A 19,062-nucleotide genomic window follows, 5' to 3' on the forward strand; every position below is an offset into this window, starting at 1 on the left:
GAGAAGTCATGGTCGACCAACGGCCCTTCGGGCGCACCGGCGTCCGCATCAGCTCCCTGACCCTGGGCGCGATGAACTTCGGACAACGGGGCAACCCGGACCACGAGGACGGCATCCGGATCATCCACCGCGCCCTCGACGAGGGCATCAACGCCATCGACACCGCCGACGTCTACTCCCACGGCGAGTCGGAGGAGATCGTCGGCAAGGCCCTCGCGGGCGGGCGGCGCGACGACGTCTTCCTCGCCACCAAGTTCCACGGCCAGGTCGGTGACAACCCGCAGCACCGCGGCAACTCCCGCCGCTGGATCGTCCGGTCCGTCGAGAACAGCCTGCGCCGGCTGGGGACGGACTGGATCGACCTCTACCAGGCTCACCGCCCGGAGCCGGACACCGACTTCGACGAGACCCTGGGCGCACTCACCGACCTGGTGCACCAGGGCAAGATCCGCTACATCGGTACGTCCACGTTCGAGCCGTCCGCGATCGTGGAGGGGCAGTGGATCGCGCAGCGACGCGGACGGGAGCGGGTGGTCAGCGAGCAGCCGCCGTACTCGATCCTGGCCCGCGAGGTCGAGCGGGAGGTGCTGCCGCTGGCCCAGCGGTACGGGTTGGCCGTGATCCCGTGGAGCCCGCTCGCCGGCGGGTGGCTCTCCGGGCGCTACCACGGCCGGCTCGACGCCCCGATCTCCCGCCGTGCCGACCGGCTCCCGGCCCGTTTCGATCCGACCCTGCCCGCCAACGCCGCCAAACTGACCGCCGTCGACCAGCTCGCCGCCCTCGCCGACGAGGCCGGACTCTCCCTCATCCACCTCGCGATCGCCTTCGTCCTGGAACACCCGGCCGTCACGTCGGCGATCATCGGGCCGCGCACCCTGGCACACCTGGAATCACAGATCGGCGCCGCCAAGGTGACGCTGTCCCCGGACGTGCTGGACCGCATCGACGCCATCGTCCCGCCCGGCACCACGCTCAACCCCGCCGACGCCGGCTACCTCCCACCGTCGCTGACCGATCCGGCCGAACGCCGACGCGGCGGGACGACGCCACGCGCCGCCGGGCCGGCCCGATGAGCAGCCGAGGCATGCCGCTCTCCCTACCGTCGCACCCGTCCCAGCCGAGGAGCCACCGGATCATGACCCTGTCGAGCCGCCGCGGCTGGCGCCGCGGTGTGGCGATGATCGCCGCCGCCGTCCTGGTCGGCGGCCTGCCCGCCGCGCCGGCCGCCGCCAGCACGACGACCGACACTGCTCTCGAGTGGTACGACGCCACCGCGGCAGCCGTCGCGACCAGCACACTGCCGCAGGTCGCCAACAGCCGCGCGTGGGCGATCAGCTGGCTCGCCGCCGCCCGCGCCACCCGCACCGCGCCCACCGGAAACCCCCGTCACTACCGGGACGCCGCGCTCGCGACCGCCGTCCACACCGCGCTGAGCACCCTGATACCCGACGGCGCTGCCGCGCTCGACACGGCACTGCGGACCGCACTCGACCGGATCCCCGACGGGCGGGCAAAGGACCGGGGCGCGGCCACCGGCCGTGCCGAAGCACGCCTGCTGCTGGCCCAGCGGACGGGCGACGGGCTCGACCCCGCCTCCGTCAACCCGGCGTATCCGAACCCCGAAGCGGGCCCGGGTAGCTGGCAGCCCACCCCACCGAGCTTCTCCCCCGCTCAGCAGGCCGGAACCCGCTTCGCACGGCCGTTCCTGCTCGACCGCGCGGACCGGTACCGGCCCGGTCCACCGCCCGCGCTGGACTCGGAGCGCTACCGGGCGGACCTCGCCGAGGTCCGGACGTACGGGGCTGTGGGCAGCGCCGTACGCACACCGCAGCAGACCGACACGGCGACCTTCTGGCTCGGCTCCTCACTGACCCTCTACACCGGGATCCTGCGCGCCGCGCTGGCGCAGTCCACCGGGCCGGTCGCCGGGCGGGCGAGCCTGGTGGCCATCTTCCACGTCGCGCTCGTCGACACCCAGATCGCGACCTCCGACGCCAAGTACGCGTACCTGCGCTGGCGACCGGTCACCGCCATCCGGGCCGGCGCGGGCGGCGATCCGGCCTGGACGCCGCTGCACACCACGCCGGCGCACCCGGACTACCCGAGCGGGCACAACACCTACTCCGGCGCCGCCGAGCAGGTGCTCACAGTCCTGCTGGGGCCGCAGGCCCGGGAGCCCTACACCATCACCAGCCCGAGCCAGCCCGGCGCCACCCGGACCTACCGCGACTGGCAGCGACCCACGGCGGAGAACGTCGACGCCCGGGTGTGGTCGGGCATCCACACCCGTACCGCGGACGAGGTCGGCGTCCGGCTCGGCCGCGACGTGGCCGCGTACACGCTGCGCAACGCGCCACGGCTGTTCCGCTGACCGGACCCACCGGGCGGGGCGGCCATCGCCGCTGCGCCCCCGAAACGGGGAGACCCACTGATGACTTCCCAGTTCCTCTGGAAGATGCCGAACCAGGTCGAGCCCGCTCATCGCGGCGGCGGCTCATCGGCGCGGATCGGGGTGGCCTCATGAGCGACAGATCGCCGTCGACCCCGGACCTCGTCGTGCTGGTGGGTAACCCTCGGGCCGGGTCGCGTACCCGGGGCATCGCCGAGGCGGTCACCGTGGCCCTACTGGATCGGTTGGGCGGACCACCGAACGCCGTCCAGGTGCTGGAGCTGGCCGAGATCGTCGGAGTGTCGTTCGGACCGGAACCGGCGTACGGGGCGAAGGCCGGCCCTGATCCGTTCGCGGCGGTCCGGTCGGCCCGGCTGCTGGTCGTCGCGACGCCGACGTACAAGGGCAGCTACACCGGGCTGGTGAAGGTCTTCCTGGACCAGTTCGGGCACCGGGAGTTGGCCGGGGTGGTCGCGATGCCGATAGCCGTGGCGGCCTCGCCGTCGCACGCCGACGCGGCCGCGTCGGCTCTGCGGGACGTGCTCGTCGAACTGGGCGCACAGGTCCCGGCGCCGCCGCTTGCCGTACTCGAGTCGCAGCTGGCAGACGTGTACGAGATCGCGGCGCAGTGGGCCGACCAGCACTCCACCGCGATCAGCGCACAGCGAACCGGCGTGACATGACACGACCCTGATTCGCCCCACCGGGCGGGCGGCACGGTCACCGCCCGCCCGGTGGGCGATGCCCGCTGCCGTCATCTCACCGAACTGGAAGGCCGCCACCGATGAGTCCCGAATTTCTCTGGTACATCCCGAATCAGGTCCAACCCGGCCACCGCGGCGACGACGTGATCGACGACCACAACAGCCTGGCGACCCTCACCGACCACGCCAGGGCCCTCGAAGAGCACGGGTGGGGCGGCGCGCTCATCGGGACCGGCTGGGGACGGCCCGACACGTTCACGGTCGCCACCGCGCTCGCCGCCCGGACGACCACGTTCCAGCCACTGATCGCGATCAGACCCGGCTACTGGCGGCCCGCCAACTTCGCCTCCGCCGCCGCGACTCTCGACCACCTCAGCGGGGGCCGAACGCTGATCAACATCGTCTCGGGCAAGGACGATCTGGCGTCCTACGGCGACAGCGAAGGCGATCCGGCTCACCGCTACGCCCGCACCAAGGAATTCCTCCAGATCGTTCGGAGGCTGTGGACCGAGGAGAGCGTCACCTACCAGGGCGAGCACTTCTCCGTCACCGGCTCCACCCTGGCGCTCCGACCGGTCGTCAACGGCGAACGCCGACATCCCCGGCTCTACTTCGGCGGCGCCTCCGCCGCCGCCGAAGAGGTTGCCGCCACCGAGGCCGACGTCCAACTCTTCTGGGGCGAGCCACTCGACGGCGTGGCCGATCGGATCGAACGACTCAAGCAGCTCAGCGAGAAGCTGGGACGCGAGCACCCGCCTCTGGAGTTCGGGCTGCGGGTCACCACACTGGTGCGAGACACCACCGAACAGGCCTGGACCGACGCCGAAGCCAAAGTCGCCGACATGGCCAAGGGCAAGGGCGCCGCACGCGACCGGAACCGGCAGACTGCCGTCGGTCAACGCCGGCTGCTCGACCTCGCCGCCCGCGGAGAGGTGCTCGACGACAACCTATACACCAGCCCCGGTAAATATGGTGGGGGCGGAGCGGGCACCACCTGGCTGGTCGGCTCCGCCGAGGACGTGGCGAACTCGCTGCGCAAATACCAGCGGCTGGGCATCACCCACTTCGTGCTCTCCGACACGCCCTACCGTCGCGAAATCACCCGTCAGGGCGACCAACTGCTGCCACTGCTGCGCACCTGAGGCGGTGGGACGGGCCCATCTCGTGGTCGCAGGGCGGTCGACTAACACGACACCGCGCGCGAAGTGGCAGTGATCCGTTTGTCCGGCGCGGTCACGGGTACCCGCCGGTCCAGCCGACAGGACGATTGGGCAAAGGTAGGGCGTGACCATGGCGGGAGACGAGCAGTACGAGCGGGGTCTTGAGGCCCTGCGGCAGGCCGACGGCGGCGCCGGGCAGAGACTCCTGGAAGCCCTCGCCGACGTCTCACCCGAGCTCAGTCGTCGTTCCGTCGCCTGGTCCTACGGGGATCTCTATGTCCGGCCCCAACTCGCGCGCCGGGACCGGGAGCTGCTCACCCTCGGCATCCTGACGGGCCTCGGTGACGCCGAGGCCCAGCTGGAGGTCCACGTCAACGGCGCGCTCAACGCCGGCCTGACGCCGTCGGAGATAGTCGAGGCGCTCCTGCAGGCGGTGGTCTACTGCGGTGTGCCGCGGGCCGTCAACGCCACGCTCGTCGCCAAGAAGGTCTTCGCAGAGCGCAACCTGCTCCCCGTCCGCCCCACCCCAGCCGCCTGAACCGTCCGTCGTCACGACCTGAGCGGACGCCGCTCGACTGGCGGATCGCGCGCTGCCGCCGACTCCCGGGACGGGAGCGCATCGGAGCACTGGCTTGCGGACTCCTCCGCTCCGGACGCCCTACGCCGATGACCCGACCCGTACCGGCCGGCGGACCCGGGCCGGCGGGGCGGGCAGAGCCCTGCGGTCGACCTTGCCGTTGGCGGTGGCGGGCAACTCGGGCAGCACCACGTGGCGCAGCGGCACCATGTGGTCGGGAAGCTGCTCGGCCAGGAACGCCCGCAGCGCCGCCTCGCTCACGTCGCCCACGTCGGCGTGCCGCTCGGTCACCACGTACGCCACCAGGGTCGGGGCCGCACCCAGGTCGTCACGGAGCAGCACCACGCTGTTCGCGACGAGCGGGTGACTGTTCAGCACCGACTCGATCTCGCCGAGTTCCACCCGCTGCCCACGGATCTTCACCTGGGTGTCGATGCGCCCGCCGTAGTTCAGGAACCCCTGCGGTGACCACCAGGCCAGGTCGCCGGTGCGGTACACCCGCTGGGGACGCCCGGCGACGTGCACGGTGCCGAACCGCTCGGCGGTCAGGTCGGGCCGTCCGGCGTACCCCCGGGCCAGGCAGTCGCCGCCGACCACCAGTTCCCCGGGTACGCCCAGCGGGGCCAGCGCACCGTCGTCGTCCAGCACGTAGGCCGTGACGTTGGTGATCGGCCTGCCGATCGGGACGGTGGGGTCCGGTTCGGGTCGGCGGCACGGCCAGGCGGTGACGTCGATGGCGGCCTCGGTGGGGCCGTACAGGTTGTCCACCCGTACCGTCGGCAGGGTGGCGGTGAGCTTGTTGACGAGCTTCGGCGGCAGGGCCTCCCCGCTACAGATCACCCGGCGCAGGGCTGCGCACGCGGCGACCCCGGGCTCCTCGACGAACAGGGCGAGCATCGACGGCACGAAGTGCACTGTGCTCACCGCCTCGCGGGCGATGACGGCGGCCATCTCCTGCGGGTCGCGGTGCGCCTGGGCCTCGGCCGTGACCAGCGTCGCGCCGGCCAGGAAGGCCCAGAGCAGTTCCCACACCGACACGTCGAAGGTGTACGGCGTCTTCTGCAGCAGCACGTCGCCGGGCCCGATGCGGTACTCCTCCTGCATCCACGCCAGCCGGTTGGCCAGCGACAGATGGGTCATCTGCACACCCTTCGGCGCCCCGGTCGACCCGGAGGTGAAGATGACGTACGACAGCCCGTCCACCACCGCCTCCGGCGCGCGGTAGCCACGCCAGTCGACGGGCGAGGCGGGCAGGTCGGCGCCGGCCAGTGGTCGCACCGGCACGGCCGGGGCTCCGCCGGTGCCGAGCGCGGCCCGTCCCTCCTCGTCGGCGAGCGCCAGCGCGGCGTCGGCGGTGGTGAGCATCAGGTCCAGCCGGGCCCTCGGGTGGGACGGGTCCAGTGGCAGGTACGCCGCTCCGGCCAGCAGGACACCGAGCACCGCGACGACCATCTCCGGGCTCCGCTCGGTGCACAGGGCGACGACCGAGCCGGAGCCCACGCCCTCGGCGCGCAGTCGCCCGGCCAGCGCCGCCGCCTCGTCGAGCAGGTCCCGGTAGCTGCGGTCGCGTCCGCCGCCGCGCAACGCGACGGCGTCCGGGGTGCGCTCCGCCTGCCGGCAGATCGCCTCGTGCACGGGTGTCCGGGGGGCCGGGGTCGGCGCGGGGTTGAAGCCGAGCAGCGTGGCCCGCTCCCGGGGACCGACGAGCACCGCCTCGCGCACCGGGCGGTCGGGATGGGCGGTGAGCCATCCGCTCAGGGTGTCCAGTCGTTCCTGGAGGTGGGCGGGGTGTCCGTGGTCGCCGGCGAGCCAGACCGGCACCGGGCCCACCGTCGCCGCCGCCCCGACGTCTGGCGGGCCGGGGGCGACCAACACCACGTCCACGGTGGAGGAGAGCGACGACAGCTTTCGCGCCTGCCCGCGTACCTCGGTGGGGGTCTGCTCCGGGTGCACGCGCAGCGTGTGGTCGCCGTGCGGGCCGCGCACCGTCACCGACCTCGCGCCGGAGAGGCGGTGGACGAGCACGGCCGCCACCGCTGCCGCGTGTGTCAGGTCGGTGTGGTCGGTCATGCCGTCACCAGCTCGGCCAGGACGCGCGGCGTGGGTCGCGCGGACAGTTCCTCCATCGGGATGCGGACGGCGAAGCGGCGCTGCACCTGGTTGACCATGCGGATGAACAGCAGGGACTCACCGCCGACGGTGAAGAAGTCGGTGTCCGGCCCGATGTCGGGCGAGCCGAGCAACCGGCGCCACAGCTCCACGATCTCCCCCACCACCGTGCTCTCCCCGGTAGTCGCGGGAGGCGGCGACGGCTCGACGGTGTCCGGGGCCGGTGGCGGTGTCGCCTCCAGCCAGTGCCGGGTACGGGCGAACGGGTACGTCGGCAGCGCCACCCGCCGCGCCGGGGTGCCGCCGCGCACCGCCGCCCAGTCCACCGTCACCCCGGCCGTCCACAGTCCACCGATCCCGGCGAGGACGTCGGCGGCGTCGGCGCGCGGCGTCGGTCGCGGCTGCACGGCGAACCCGGGCACCCCCCGTCCCTGCGGGGTCTGCCGCGCCATGCCGGTCAGCGCGGTGCCGGGACCGACCTCGACGAGCACGGGGTCGGGTAGCTCCAGCGCGGTCAGTAGGGCGTCGTGGTAGCGCACCGGGCTGCGCAACTGTGCCGCCCAGTAGCCCTCGGCACGCGCCCGGCCGGTGCCGAGCAGCGTGCCGTCGACGCTGCTGACGACCGGGAGGGTGCGGGGTCGATGGGGCACCCGGTCGGCCTCGACGCCGAGCAGCCGGGCCGCGTCGGCCATCATCCGGGTGTGGAAGGCGCGCTGCGCGGGCAGCGCCCGACAGGGCACTCCGGCCGCGTCCAGGCGTTCGCGGAACGCGGCGAGCGGGGCCGGTGGCCCGGCCACGACGGTGACCTCCGGCGCGTTGCGGGCGGCGATGTCGAGGTCGTCCAGGCCCGTGAGGTGTTCCTCCACGGTGCGCGGCCCGGCCAGCACGACCAGCAGGTGACCCTCCGGGGCGTCCTGCATGAGCCGGCCCCGGGTGGCGACCAGGCGCAGCATGTCGTCGTCGGCCAGCTCACCGGCGAGCGCGGCGGCCGGGAACTCACCGACCGAGTGGCCGATCATCGCCGCCGGTCGGACGCCCCAGGACAGCAGCAGCCGGCCGAGCGCCACCTCGTACAGGGCCAGGGCCGGCTGGGTGACGTCGGTGCGGTGCACGACACCGCGCGGGTCGTCGTCGACGAGGACGTCCCGCAGGTCCAGCCCGAGGACCGGGGCCAGTAGCTCCGCCCCGTGGTCGAGGGCGGCCCGCACCGAGGGGTAGTGGTCGTAGAGGCCGCGTGCCATGGCGGGGAACTCGGCGCCCTGCCCGGGGAACAGGAAGACCACCCGGGGTCGGCGGGCCGCCGCGCGCACCCGCCCCCGGCGCAGCCCGGCGAGCGCCGCCGGGACGTCCCGCGCGGCCACCGCCAACCGGTGCGGGAAGTGCCGGCGGTACGTCTGCGCCGTCGACGCGACGTCCCGCACGGACAGGTCGGGGCGCTGCCGCAGGTACTCGTGCACCTGTTCGGCGGCCTCGCGGACCGCCTCCGGGGTCCGCGCGGACAGCACGATCAACTCGGCGGGGCCGTCGGCGGCTAGTGGCTCCGGCGGGATCGGGCCGTCGGCCTCCTCCAGGACCACGTGGGCGTTGGTGCCACCCAGACCGAAGGCGCTGACCGCCGCCCGGCGCGGGCCGTCGGCGGTCTCCCAGGGTCGGGCGACGGTGTCCACCGTGAACGGCGTCGAGCCGTCCAGCAGCTCGGGCCGGGCCTGCTTCAGGCCGGCGAGCGGCGGGATCTGCCGGAAGTGCAGGGCCAGCGCTGCCTTGATGAGACCGGCGACACCGGCGGCGGCGTCGAGGTGCCCGATGTTGGCCTTGACCGAGCCGATCGAGCACTGTCGCTCGCCGCGACGGAACACCTCGGTCAGGGCGGCCAGCTCGATGGCGTCGCCGACCTCGGTCGCGGTGCCGTGCGCCTCGAGGTAGCCCACTGTCGCCGGGTCGACGGCGGCGCAGGCGTACGCGCGGGTCAACACGTCGACCTGACCGGCGATGCCCGGCGCGGTGTAGCCGACCTTCATCCCACCGTCGTTGTTCACCGCCGACCCCTTGATCACCGCGTACACGGTGTCCCCGTCCCGGCGGGCGTCCGGGAGGCGTTTGAGCACCACCAGGGCGACCCCGTTGCCGGGCACGGTGCCGTCGGCCGCGGCGTCGAAGGGCCGGCACGTGCCGTCCGGCGACATGATGCCCTTCGTCTCGTAGAGGTACCCGGCCTGCTGCGGCACCGCCACGCAGGCGCCACCGGCGAGCGCCACGTCCGAGTCGCCGCCGCGCAGGCTCTGGCAGGCCAGGTGCACCGCCACCAGCGACGTCGAGCAGGCGGTCTGCACGGTGATGGCGGGCCCGCCCAGGTCCAGCCGGTACGCGATCTTCGCGGCCAGGTGGTCCTTCTCGTTGCCCAGCACGACCGACAGCAGCCCCTGCGACTCGACGACGTCGGGCTGGGCGAACACGTGGTGCAGCGCGTAGTAGTTGAACCCGGCCCCGGCGAAGACGCCGACCCGACCGAACGGCCGCTCGGTGGCGAGCCCCGCCGACTCCAGCGCGGCCCACGCCGTCTGCATCAGCAGCCGGTGCTGCGGGTCCATCGTCTCCGCCTCCCTCGGAGTGATGCCGAAGAAGGCCGCGTCGAACAGGTCCGGGTCGGCCAGGACGCCGCGCGCGGGGACGTACGCCGGGTCGTCGAGCCGGTCGGCGGGCACCCCGGCGGCCAGCAGCTCGCCCCGGGTCAGCGCGCTGACAGCGGTCTTCCCGTCGACCAGGTTCGACCAGTACTCCCAGACGTCGGCGGCGCCGGGGAACCGACCGGCCAGGCCGACGATCGCGATGTCGTCGTTCATGAGGGTGCGCCTGCTCTCTCGGTCTGCGCGTGCAGATGCCGGGCCAACGTCTGCACGGTCGGGAAGCGGTAGAGGTCGGTGAGCGGGATGGTCCGGCCGGCCAGCCGCTCCTGAAGCAGCCGGCGCACGATCGCCAGGCGCAGCGACTCACCGCCGACGTCGAAGAACGCCTCGTCGACGTCGAAGTCGTCGGTGCCCAGCGCCTCCACCCAGGCGCCCGTCACCAGCTCCTCGAACTCGGCCAGCGACGCCGAGCGCTGGGCGGGAACCCGGGCCGACGCGGCCGAGGTCTCCGGCGGCACGGCCGAGGTCTCCGGCGGCACGGTCGAGGTCTCCGGCGGCACGGTCGAGGTCTCCGGCGGCACTGTCGGTTGGGCCAGCGCGCCCAGCGCCCGCAGATCGACCTTGCCGTTGCGGTCCAGCGGGAACTCGGTCACCGTCACCCACTGCTGCGGCCGGGCGTACGGGGCCAGGTCGGGCTCCACCGCGCGGCGCACGGCGGCCACGTCGACGCCGTGCGGGTCGGGCTTGAGCGCCGCGCAGAGGCGTACCCCGCTCGCCGGGTCGCCGGTGGGGAAGACCACGGCGTCGCGGACGCCCGGCTGCGCCCGCAACCGGCGCTCGACGTCGACCGGTTCCACCCGGTGTCCGGCGATCTTCACCTGGCGGTCGTTGCGGCCCAGGAAGCGCAGGTGGCCGTCGGCGCCCCAGCGCACCAGGTCCCCGGTGCGGTAACGGCGTTCCCCGTCGTGGCGCACGAAGGAGGCGTCCGTCCTCGTCGGGTCGCCCAGGTACCCGTCGGCCAGGCCGGTGCCGCCGGCCAGCAGTTCGCCGACGGCACCCGGTGGGACGAGCCGACCCGATGCGTCGACCACGGACAGGTCGGTGCCGTGCACCGGAGCACCGATCGGCAGCGGGTCGGGCGTCGCGTCGGCGTGCTCGACGGAGTACGTGGTGGTGAAGGTGGTGTTTTCGGTGGGGCCGTACCCGTTGGTCAGGCGCAGGCCCCGGCAGGCCCGCAACACCTGGCGCACGTGCGGCGGTGACACCACTCCCCCGCCGGTGAACAGCTGCCGCAACCCGGCGAACGCGTCCGGACGGTGGTCGGCGACCAGGTGGAACACGCCCGAGGTGAGCCAGGCGTGGGTGACCCCGGCGGTGCTCAGGACGTCGGCCAGCCCGCGTGGCGTCGGGTCCTCCGGCGGGAAGACCACCACCGTGTCGCCGGTGGCCAGGGGCACCAGCAGCTCCAGGGTGGACGCGTCGAACGCCAGCGGGGACAACCGCAGCATCCGCATACCCGGCCGCTCGGCGAACATCCCCGGGTCGTCGGCCAGTCGCAGCACCGCCCGGTGCGGCACGACGACGCCCTTGGGCACGCCCGTCGAACCGGACGTGAAGGAGACGTACGCGGTGCGCGCCGGGTCGCGCGGCGCCGCCTCGACCGGGTCCGCCCCGACGGGCGTCCGCGGATCGGCGAGCGGGCAGTCGACGACTCCCGGCCAGGGCTGACCCACACCGAGGCGGGCCCGCGCCGCGACGGTCGCCGCCAGATGGGTACGCCACTCGGCGGTGGCGTGCTGGTCGACGGCCACGTAGTGCGCGCCGAGTCGCAGCACGCCCAGCACCGCCACCGCCTCGGCGGCGGAGCGGGGCACCTCCAGGAGCACCGCGTCGCCGGCACGGACCCCGTGGCCGTGCAGGAGACGGGACTGCTCGACGGCGGCGTCGTGCAGGTCCCGGTAGGTGAGCGTCAGCCCGGTGTGCGCGTCGACGAGCGCGGACCGCTCGCCCGCCGACTCCGCGTACGCCGCGAACCGGTGCCACACGTCGTCGGCGGTGTCGTACGTCCCGCCCGCGCCCAGCTCGCGCAACCGGGCGCGCTGACCCGCCGAGAGCGTGGTGACGTCCCGCACCGTCGCGTCCGGGTCGGCGGCCAGCTCCCGCACCGCCGCCTGGAACGACTCGACCAGTTCCCCGGCGTCGGCGGCGGTCAGCAGCGCTGTCGCGTACTCCAGCGCGAAGCGGGGACGATCCGACCACGACTGGAGGTAGAGCAGGGCGTCGAACACCGCGCCACCGCAGTGGCCCTCGTGCAGCCGCCAGCTCCGGTCGCCCACCGCCAGCTCGTCGGGCACCAGCTCGTGGTGCGCGGCGAACCCGAGTTGGGCCAGCGGGTTGCGGCCCGGGTCGGTGCCGGCGCCCAGCGCGGAGACGACCCGCTCGAACGGCACGTCGGCGTCGGCGACCGCCGCGGCCAGGGCGTCGGCGATCCCCCGGACGAACTCCCGGACGGTGCTGTCGTCGGTCGCCGCGCAGCGCACCGGGACGACCCGGGTGCAGAGGCCCACCAGGCGGTCCATGCCCGCCTCGAACCGGCCCGCCGCGGGCACCCCGAGCACCAGGTCGTCCAGACCGGCGCGGCGGGACACCGTCAACGCCCAGGCCGCCAGGGCCACCGACGTGACGGTCACCCCGCACTCCCGGGCCAACCCGGTCGTCGCCTCCGCCGCCGTCTCGTCCAGGTGGAAGCGCAGCCGGGCGCCCCGCCCGTCGGCCTCGGCGACCGGCGGCAGGTCGGTGGGGAGCGTCACCGTCCACGGCGCGCCGTCCAGCCGCGCGGTGACCCGGGTCAGGGCGGCCTCCAGCGCGCCGGACGACTCCTGCGCGGCGAGCCGGGTGCCGACCCAGTCCGGCGACGGGGCCGCCTCGGCCGGGCCGTCCCCGGTGTAGAACTCGGCGAACTCCCGCGCGAACAACCCGACGCTCCAGCCGTCGCTGACCGTGTGGTGCACCAGCATGGTGAGCAGGTCGCGCCGGCCGGTTCGGGTCAGTACGAACACCACGGGTGGCTGCGCGAAGGGGCGCAGCAGACGCGCGGCGGCCGGGCCGTACAGGTCGTGCACGGCGCGTACCGCGTCGTCGTCGGGCAGCGTCTGGTGCAGTAGGCGCGGCTCGTAGGGCGCGGGCAGCACGATCCGGGCCTGGCGGGGGTCGCGTACGAAGCGTGTCCGCAGCGCCTCGTGTCGGGTGGCCAGTTCGCGCAGCGCCCACCGGACCCGGGCCGGGTCGAGGGGCCCGTCCGCCTCCACCGTGAACATCAGGTGGTACGGCGCGTCCTGGTCCAGCAGGTGCGCGGCCAGCATGGACCGCTGACCCGGCAGCAACTCCCGCTCTGCCGGCCGCCGCGCGACGACGGGTGGCGCGGTGTCGACGAAGTCCACGGCGCCGGCGAGGGCCTGGGCCAGCGGCAGCGCCGACAGCAGGCGGGCGCTGTCCACGTCCGCCCGCAGTTCGCGTTGGCCCAGCGCGACGAGGGCGATGGCCTGGAGCGAGGTGCCGCCCAGGGCGACGAACGACTCGGTGGCGGCCACCGCGCGGACCTGCTCGGGGGTGCCGCCGAGCACCCGTGCGGCGAGCGGCGCCCAGGCGGCGAGGTCGGGGGCGACCATCAGGCGGTCTCCGCCGCCGGACGCTCCAGCGGCACCTCGCTCGCGACCTTGCGCAGGTCGGCGAAGCGGGGGTTCTCCAGCACGTGGCCGAACATGACCGCGAGGTTGAGTTCCTGGCGGATCAGGGTGCTCAGCCGCAGCGCGCTGAGCGAGTGGCCGCCGAGGTCGAAGAAGTCGTCGTCGTCGACGACGGTGTCGACGCCGAGCACCTCCATCCACAGTTCTTCGAACTCGGCCACCCAGGTCCGGTCGTGTACGTCGCGCATCAGTGTCGCCTCTCTGTGGTCGGGTCGGCTCCGGGTGCGTCCAGGTAGTGCCGGGTGGCCGCGAAGGGGTAGGTGGGGGCGGGCAGCCGGCGGCGGCCGGTGTCGTGCACGGGGTCCCAGGCGTCGGTCAGACCCAACTGCCACAGTGCGCCGACGATCGCCAGCAGGCGGGCATGCCGGTCGGCCGGAAGTGCCGGCTGGTCGGCGTCCAGGTGCGGGGTGACGGTGGTGCCGACCTCGATCCAGAGCACCGGGTCGGGCACGTCGGGGGGCGGCGTCGACGTCGGGGGGCGGAGGGCCGCGGCCCGCCAGAAGGCGCTGTCGTCGGGCCGCCCGTCGATGAGCAGGGGCAGAGCGGCGGGGTGCAGGCGTACCCCGGGGTCGTCGGTGTCGCGCAGCAGCGCCAGCGCGTCCGCGAGCGACATCACCCCGGCCACGACGGCGGCGGCCACCGCGCCGACGCCGTCACCGGCCAGGGCGCGCGGGGTGACGCCCCGGCTGCGCAGCGACCGGGTCAGGCCGACGCAGGCCAGCAGCCGGTCGCCGCGTTCCCGGACCGAATCGTCCAGGTCGTGGCCATGTAGCAGCGCGACGCCCTCGTCGACGGTCCGCCGGTACACCGGGTCGGCGTCGTAGTTGGGTCGGTTGCCGGTCACCGCACCGGCCCCGGTGAGGTGCAGCGCCACCCCGCGCGCCCGAGCCGTCGCGTCGACCTTGCGCAGCCGGGCGACCCCGTCGGTCACGCCGGTCAGGACGGCGGCCCGCCAGGGCAGCTCGGCGCGGCCGGTCCGCAGTGTGTACGCGAGGTCGGCCAGGTCCCCGGGCGCGGTTCCCGCGGCGAACGAGGTGACCCGGTCCAGGCTCTCCTGCGCCACCGCGGCGGTCTTCGCGGAGACCAGGACGAGCTGCGGGACGTGCCGACGGGGTCGGGGCGGAGTCGGCGGGGCCTCCTCCAGCACCACGTGGGCGTTGGTGCCGCCGATGCCGAAGGCGCTCACCCCGGCCCGGCGTACGCCGTCGACAGGCGCCCAGGGTCGGGCGGTCGTCGGCAGCTCGAACACCGAGCCGTCCAGTCGGATCGCCGGGTTGGGCGTACGGAGGTGGGCGATCGGAGGGATCGTCCGGTGCGTCAGGGCCAGCACCGTCTTGATCAGGCCGACCACCCCGGCGGCGGTGTCCAGGTGTCCGACGACCGACTTGACGGCGCCCAGCGCGCAGGGCACCCGGTCGGGCCGGGCGGAGTCGAACACCTGCCGCAGCGCCGCCACCTCGATCGGGTCGCCGAGCGCGGTGCCGGTGCCGTGCGTCTCGACCAGGCCCACGGTGTCCGGGTCGACGTCGGCCACCTCCAACGCCGCCGCGATGACGGCGGCCTGACCGGTCGGGCCGGGCGCGGTGAAACCCGCCTTGCGGGCGCCGTCGTTGTTGACCGCGGAGCCACGGATCACCGCGTGCACCGTGTCGCCGTCACGCAACGCGTCGGTGAGGCGCTTGAGCACCACCACGCCCGCTCCGTCGCCCGGCACCGTCCCGTCGGCGGTGGCGTCGAAGGCGCGGCAGCGACCGTCGGCGGAGAAGATGCCGCCGGGCTCGTGCAGGTGCCCGCGCCGGGTCGGTGGGGCGACGGTGGCCCCGCCGGCCAGTGCCACGTCCGCGTCGTAGGTGAGCAGCGCCTGCGTCGCCTGGTGCACCGCGACGAGCGACGTCGAGCAGGCGGTCTGCACTGTCAGCGCCGGCCCCTGGAGGTTCAGCTTGTAGGCGATCCGGGTGGCGGCGAAGTCCTTGTCGCTGCCGATGATCACGCCCAGGCCACCGGCCGCCTCGACCGCGCGCTCGTTGGGCCACACGTTGTCCAGCAGGTAGACGTTGAGCCCGGTGCCGACGTACACCCCGACCCGGTTGCCGTCGGGCGCGACCGGCGGGTGGCCGGCGTGCTCCAGGGCCGCCCAGGCGCACTCCAGCAGGATCCGCTGCTGGGGGTCCATCAGGGCGCTGTCCGACGGTGAGTAGCTGAACAGCCGGTGGTCGAAGCGGTCCGCGTCGGTGAGCACCGCGCGGGCCGGCACGAAGCCCGGCCGTTCCACCAGATCCTTGGGTACGCCCCAACCGACGAGCTGCTCGGGCGTGAAGACGCTGACGGCGTCGACACCGTCGTGGACGTGTCGCCAGAACCGGTCCAGGTCGCGTTCGGCGCCGGGCACCCGGACGGCCATGCCGACCACCGCCACCGCGGCGCTGTCGTCCAGCTCAGCCACGGCCGGCTCCCACGCTGCGCCGCCGGTCGGCCAGCAGGGCGCGGCCCTGGCGGCGCTGCGCCGCGTTGGGGTCCGCGACGACGGGCGCGGTGTGCTGGAGCGTCGCCGCGCAGCCGGCGATCGTGCCGCAGCGGAAGAGGTCGGTCACCGAGACGTCCAGCCCCTCCTCGGACATCCGCTGCTGGAGCGCGATCAGCGCGAAACTGTGGCCGCCCAGGTCGAAGAAGTTGTCGTGCAGCCCGACGTCGTCCCGCCGGAGCACCTCGACCCAGCAGGCCCGGATCCGTTCCTCCAACCCGGTGCCGACCACTGCGGCCGGTGGCCGCGACGGCGCGGTGGCCGTCCGTGCCGCGCGGCTGTCGGCCAGCAGGCGGGGAAGGTCCACCTTGCCGTGTGCGGTGAGCGGGATGGTCGCCACGGTCAGGATCCGCGACGGCACCATGTACGCCGGCAGTGTCTCGCGCAGGTGCGCCCGCAGGTCGTGCTCGGCGTCCGGGCCGATCCCGTGGACCACGAACGCGACGAGTTCGTCGTCCTCGGCGGCCACCGCGCAGGACCGCACCGCGGGGTGGGTGAGCAGGGCACCCTCCACCTCGGCCAGCTCGACGCGGTAGCCGCGCACCTGCACCTGCGTGTCGTTGCGGCCGAGGTACACCATGCTCCCGTCGAGACCCCACTTCACCACGTCGCCGGTGCGGTACATGACCCCGCCGCCGTACGGGTCGGGCGGGAACCGCGCCTCGGTCAGCTCCGGGTTGTCCAGGTAGCCGTGCGCCACGAGCGCGCCGCCGCAGTACAGCTCGCCGGGCACGTTGAGGCCGGTCGGCCGCAGGTCCTCGTCGAGGACGTAGCAGCGCGCCGACGGCAGCGGTACGCCGATGGCACCCTCGGGGACCCGGGGCACGTCGGCGGCCGACGCCTGGAAGATCGTGACGTGGATGGTGCCCTCGGTGATGCCGTACATGTTGACGAACACCGTGTGCAGACCCGGCGCGTCCGCGATCAGCGACGCCAGCCGCGACCAGCTCAGCGCCTCGCCGCCGAGGACGACGTAGCGGATGCGGGAGGTCTCGTCCTCCTCGAGCGCCCGCAGGTACGGCGGCAGCAGGCGGTAGAGCGCGCCCGGGGTCTGGAACAGCACGGTGACGGCCTCGCGACGCACCAGCCGGGCCAGCCGTTCCCGGTCCACCAGGTCGACCCGGTCGGCGATGACCAGCCGGGCGCCGGTGGTCAACGCGCCCCACATCTCCCACACCGACGCGTCGAACGAGAACGAGCTGGCCGCCAGCCACACGTCGGCGGCCGTGACGTCCAGGCCCGCCGGGGTCGGGCTGTTCAGCGCGTCCAGGCCGCCGTGCCCGACCAGGACCCCCTTGGGTACGCCGGTCGAGCCGGAGGTGTAGATGACGTACGCCGGGTCGTCCGGCCCGGGGAAGGTCTCCTCGAGCACGGAGATGCCGTCGAGGGTGTGCGCGTCGACCAGGGGGGTCCCGCTGTCGCGGGTGAGCGCCGCGGCCGCCTCCGCGGTCTCCGGGTCCACCACGAGCACCGCCATCCCGGCGTTCGCGGCGATCAGTTCGAGGCGCTGGCGCGGGTAGTCCGGGTCCAGCGGCACGTAGACGCCGCCGAGCTTCCACACGCCCAGGATCGCCGCGACGACCGCCGGTGAACGGCCGAGCAGCAGCCCCACCCGGACGCCGGGGCGGACACCGCGATCGGCCAGGCCCGCCGCGATCCGCCCGGCCCACCGGTCCAGCTCCGCGTAGGTGATCTCGACGTCCCGGTGGCGTACGGCCACCGCGTCCGGGGTCGCCGCCACGTGGTCGGCGAGGCGACGCAGCACCGACGGGTACGTGACCGGCGCCGACGCGAGCGGCGGGTTCACCCCCTCGGTGAGCCGCACCCGCTCGGCCTCGTCCACCATGGACGGCTCCCACTGCTCCTCGTCGACGATCGACCGCAGGAACGTCAGGTAGTGCGTGAGCAGCGTGCCGACGGTCTCGGCCGTGAACAGCTCGGTGCTGTACTCGGCGCGCAGGAACGGCACGTCGGTGGAGACGTCGAGGGTCAGGCCCAGGTCGAACTTGGTGACGTCGATCTCGACGTCGACCTCGGTCAGCCGTACCCCGGCGAACTCGGGGAACGCGAACGGGAAGTTCTGCACCGTCAGCGAGGTCTGGAACAGTGGCGCGTGGCTGAGCTGCCGCTCCCCCACGGTGGCCCGCACGATCTGCTCGAACGGCACGTCCTGGTTGGCGAAGGCCGCCATGCTGGTCCGCCGCGCCCGGTCCACCAGCTCGCTGAAGCTCGGCCGGCCGGACACGTCGAGCCGGATCGGCAGCGTGTTGACCAGACAGCCGACCAGGCGCTCCTCGGCGTCGTCCATCCGGTTCGCCACCGGAACGCCGACCACCACCTCGTCCTGGCGCGCGTACCGGGACAACACCGAGGCGTACGCGGCGAGCGTCACCGCGAACAGCGTCACGCCCCGCGCCCGCCCCCACTCCCCCAGCCGCCGCACCAGTTCCGGCTCGACCGGGCGGCGCAGCACCGCGCCGGTGGTGCCGAGCACGCTCGGGCGGGGGAAGTCGGTGGGCAGCGCCAGTCGTGGCACGTCGACCAGCGCCGCACGCCAGAAGTCGAGGCCCGAGCTGTCCCGCCGCCACGTCTCGTGCTGCCGCTCGGCGTACGCCAGGTAGGACTCGGCCGGCTCGTCGTAGGCGGCCACCGACCCGTCGACAGTGGCGTTGTACTCGGCGGCCAGGTCGCGCAGGAGCAGACCCACCGACCACCCGTCGCAGGCAATGTGGTGCACGAGCACCGCGAGGCCGTGCTCGTCCGGGCCCCAGGAGCGCAGGAAGGCCCGTACCACCGGCCCGTCGGCGAGGTCGAAGGGCTGGCGGGCCTGCTCGGCGACGAGCGTCCGCAGGTGGGCCTCCTGGGCGGCGCGATCGACCCACCCGTCGGCGGTGATGTCGACGTCCACAGCGGGCGTCGACGACACCCGCTGGGTGAGGACACCGTCGACCACCCCGAACGTGGTGCGCAGCGCGTCGTGCCGGGCGACCAGCCGGGTCAGGGCCGTGCGAAGGGCCTCGGGTCGCAGCGCACCGCGCAGGTGCACCGCGAAGGCCACCACGTACGCCGGGTTTCCGGGCTGGAGCTGATCGAGGAAGTAGAGGCGTTCCTGGGCGAAGGAAGCACGACCGGTACGAACCATGCACCGATCGTGCGGCCCGGCACGTCCCGCGCGGCAGAGCACGTTCTCCTGCCCCACCAGGAAAAGCTCCCGGTCGCGTCGGCGACACGT

At 73.9% G+C, this 19,062-nt stretch carries 11 protein-coding genes; 5 read left to right on the forward strand and 6 right to left on the reverse strand.

From position 1 onward, the window contains the following. The first annotated feature begins 8 nt into the window (after positions 1–8). From O7616_RS25240 to O7616_RS25260, 5 genes are all read left to right on the forward strand, one after another. Positions 9–1,073, forward strand: a complete 1,065-nt coding sequence (locus O7616_RS25240; RefSeq protein ID WP_282304282.1) for an aldo/keto reductase — start codon at positions 9–11, stop codon at positions 1,071–1,073. Between the two features lie 62 nt (positions 1,074–1,135). Then, on the forward strand, positions 1,136–2,371 hold the full coding sequence (locus O7616_RS25245) for a vanadium-dependent haloperoxidase (protein WP_282304283.1): 1,236 nt from the start codon (positions 1,136–1,138) through the stop codon (positions 2,369–2,371). Positions 2,372–2,520: 149 nt separating this feature from the next. Continuing rightward, on the forward strand, positions 2,521–3,072 hold the full coding sequence (locus O7616_RS25250) for an NAD(P)H-dependent oxidoreductase (protein WP_282304285.1): 552 nt from the start codon (positions 2,521–2,523) through the stop codon (positions 3,070–3,072). A gap of 101 nt (positions 3,073–3,173) precedes the next feature. Then, positions 3,174–4,235: an LLM class flavin-dependent oxidoreductase gene (locus tag O7616_RS25255; protein WP_282304286.1), complete on the forward strand. Its 1,062-nt coding sequence runs from the start codon at positions 3,174–3,176 to the stop codon at positions 4,233–4,235. Between the two features lie 148 nt (positions 4,236–4,383). Next, on the forward strand, positions 4,384–4,791 hold the full coding sequence (locus tag O7616_RS25260; RefSeq protein ID WP_282307716.1) for a carboxymuconolactone decarboxylase family protein: 408 nt from the start codon (positions 4,384–4,386) through the stop codon (positions 4,789–4,791). Between the two features lie 120 nt (positions 4,792–4,911). Here O7616_RS25260 and O7616_RS25265 read toward each other — a convergent pair whose 3' ends face one another. From O7616_RS25265 to O7616_RS25290, 6 genes are read right to left on the reverse strand one after another with little or no spacing between them, the layout of a single operon-like run. Next, positions 4,912–6,900: an amino acid adenylation domain-containing protein gene (locus O7616_RS25265; protein ID WP_282304288.1), complete on the reverse strand. Its 1,989-nt coding sequence runs from the start codon at positions 6,898–6,900 to the stop codon at positions 4,912–4,914. Beyond that, positions 6,897–9,779 (reverse strand): type I polyketide synthase, encoded by a 2,883-nt coding sequence (locus tag O7616_RS25270; RefSeq protein ID WP_282304290.1) that lies wholly within the window; start codon positions 9,777–9,779, stop codon positions 6,897–6,899. Before O7616_RS25270 ends, O7616_RS25265 begins: the two co-directional genes overlap by 4 nt. Next, positions 9,776–13,231: an amino acid adenylation domain-containing protein gene (locus tag O7616_RS25275; RefSeq protein WP_282304291.1), complete on the reverse strand. Its 3,456-nt coding sequence runs from the start codon at positions 13,229–13,231 to the stop codon at positions 9,776–9,778. Before O7616_RS25275 ends, O7616_RS25270 begins: the two co-directional genes overlap by 4 nt. Further along, positions 13,231–13,497: a phosphopantetheine-binding protein gene (locus tag O7616_RS25280; RefSeq protein ID WP_282304292.1), complete on the reverse strand. Its 267-nt coding sequence runs from the start codon at positions 13,495–13,497 to the stop codon at positions 13,231–13,233. The genes O7616_RS25275 and O7616_RS25280 overlap by 1 nt, the downstream gene beginning before the upstream one ends. Beyond that, positions 13,497–15,752, reverse strand: a complete 2,256-nt coding sequence (locus O7616_RS25285) for a polyketide synthase (protein WP_282304293.1) — start codon at positions 15,750–15,752, stop codon at positions 13,497–13,499. The genes O7616_RS25280 and O7616_RS25285 overlap by 1 nt, the downstream gene beginning before the upstream one ends. Continuing rightward, on the reverse strand, positions 15,745–18,972 hold the full coding sequence (locus O7616_RS25290; RefSeq protein ID WP_282304294.1) for an amino acid adenylation domain-containing protein: 3,228 nt from the start codon (positions 18,970–18,972) through the stop codon (positions 15,745–15,747). The genes O7616_RS25285 and O7616_RS25290 overlap by 8 nt, the downstream gene beginning before the upstream one ends. Between the last annotated feature and the right edge of the window lie 90 nt (positions 18,973–19,062).

The sequence above is a fragment of the Micromonospora sp. WMMD964 genome, from assembly GCF_029581455.1.
Lineage (GTDB): Bacteria > Actinomycetota > Actinomycetes > Mycobacteriales > Micromonosporaceae > Micromonospora.

Coding starts and splice junctions, on each gene's coding strand:
- O7616_RS25265 (WP_282304288.1), bottom strand. CDS start 6,900: ATGACCGACCACACCGACCTGACACACGCGGCAGCGGTGGCGGCCGTG.
- O7616_RS25275 (WP_282304291.1), bottom strand. CDS start 13,231: ATGGTCGCCCCCGACCTCGCCGCCTGGGCGCCGCTCGCCGCACGGGTG.
- O7616_RS25245 (WP_282304283.1), top strand. CDS start 1,136: ATGACCCTGTCGAGCCGCCGCGGCTGGCGCCGCGGTGTGGCGATGATC.
- O7616_RS25260 (WP_282307716.1), top strand. CDS start 4,384: ATGGCGGGAGACGAGCAGTACGAGCGGGGTCTTGAGGCCCTGCGGCAG.
- O7616_RS25240 (WP_282304282.1), top strand. CDS start 9: ATGGTCGACCAACGGCCCTTCGGGCGCACCGGCGTCCGCATCAGCTCC.
- O7616_RS25250 (WP_282304285.1), top strand. CDS start 2,521: ATGAGCGACAGATCGCCGTCGACCCCGGACCTCGTCGTGCTGGTGGGT.
- O7616_RS25255 (WP_282304286.1), top strand. CDS start 3,174: ATGAGTCCCGAATTTCTCTGGTACATCCCGAATCAGGTCCAACCCGGC.
- O7616_RS25280 (WP_282304292.1), bottom strand. CDS start 13,497: ATGCGCGACGTACACGACCGGACCTGGGTGGCCGAGTTCGAAGAACTG.
- O7616_RS25290 (WP_282304294.1), bottom strand. CDS start 18,972: ATGGTTCGTACCGGTCGTGCTTCCTTCGCCCAGGAACGCCTCTACTTC.
- O7616_RS25270 (WP_282304290.1), bottom strand. CDS start 9,779: ATGAACGACGACATCGCGATCGTCGGCCTGGCCGGTCGGTTCCCCGGC.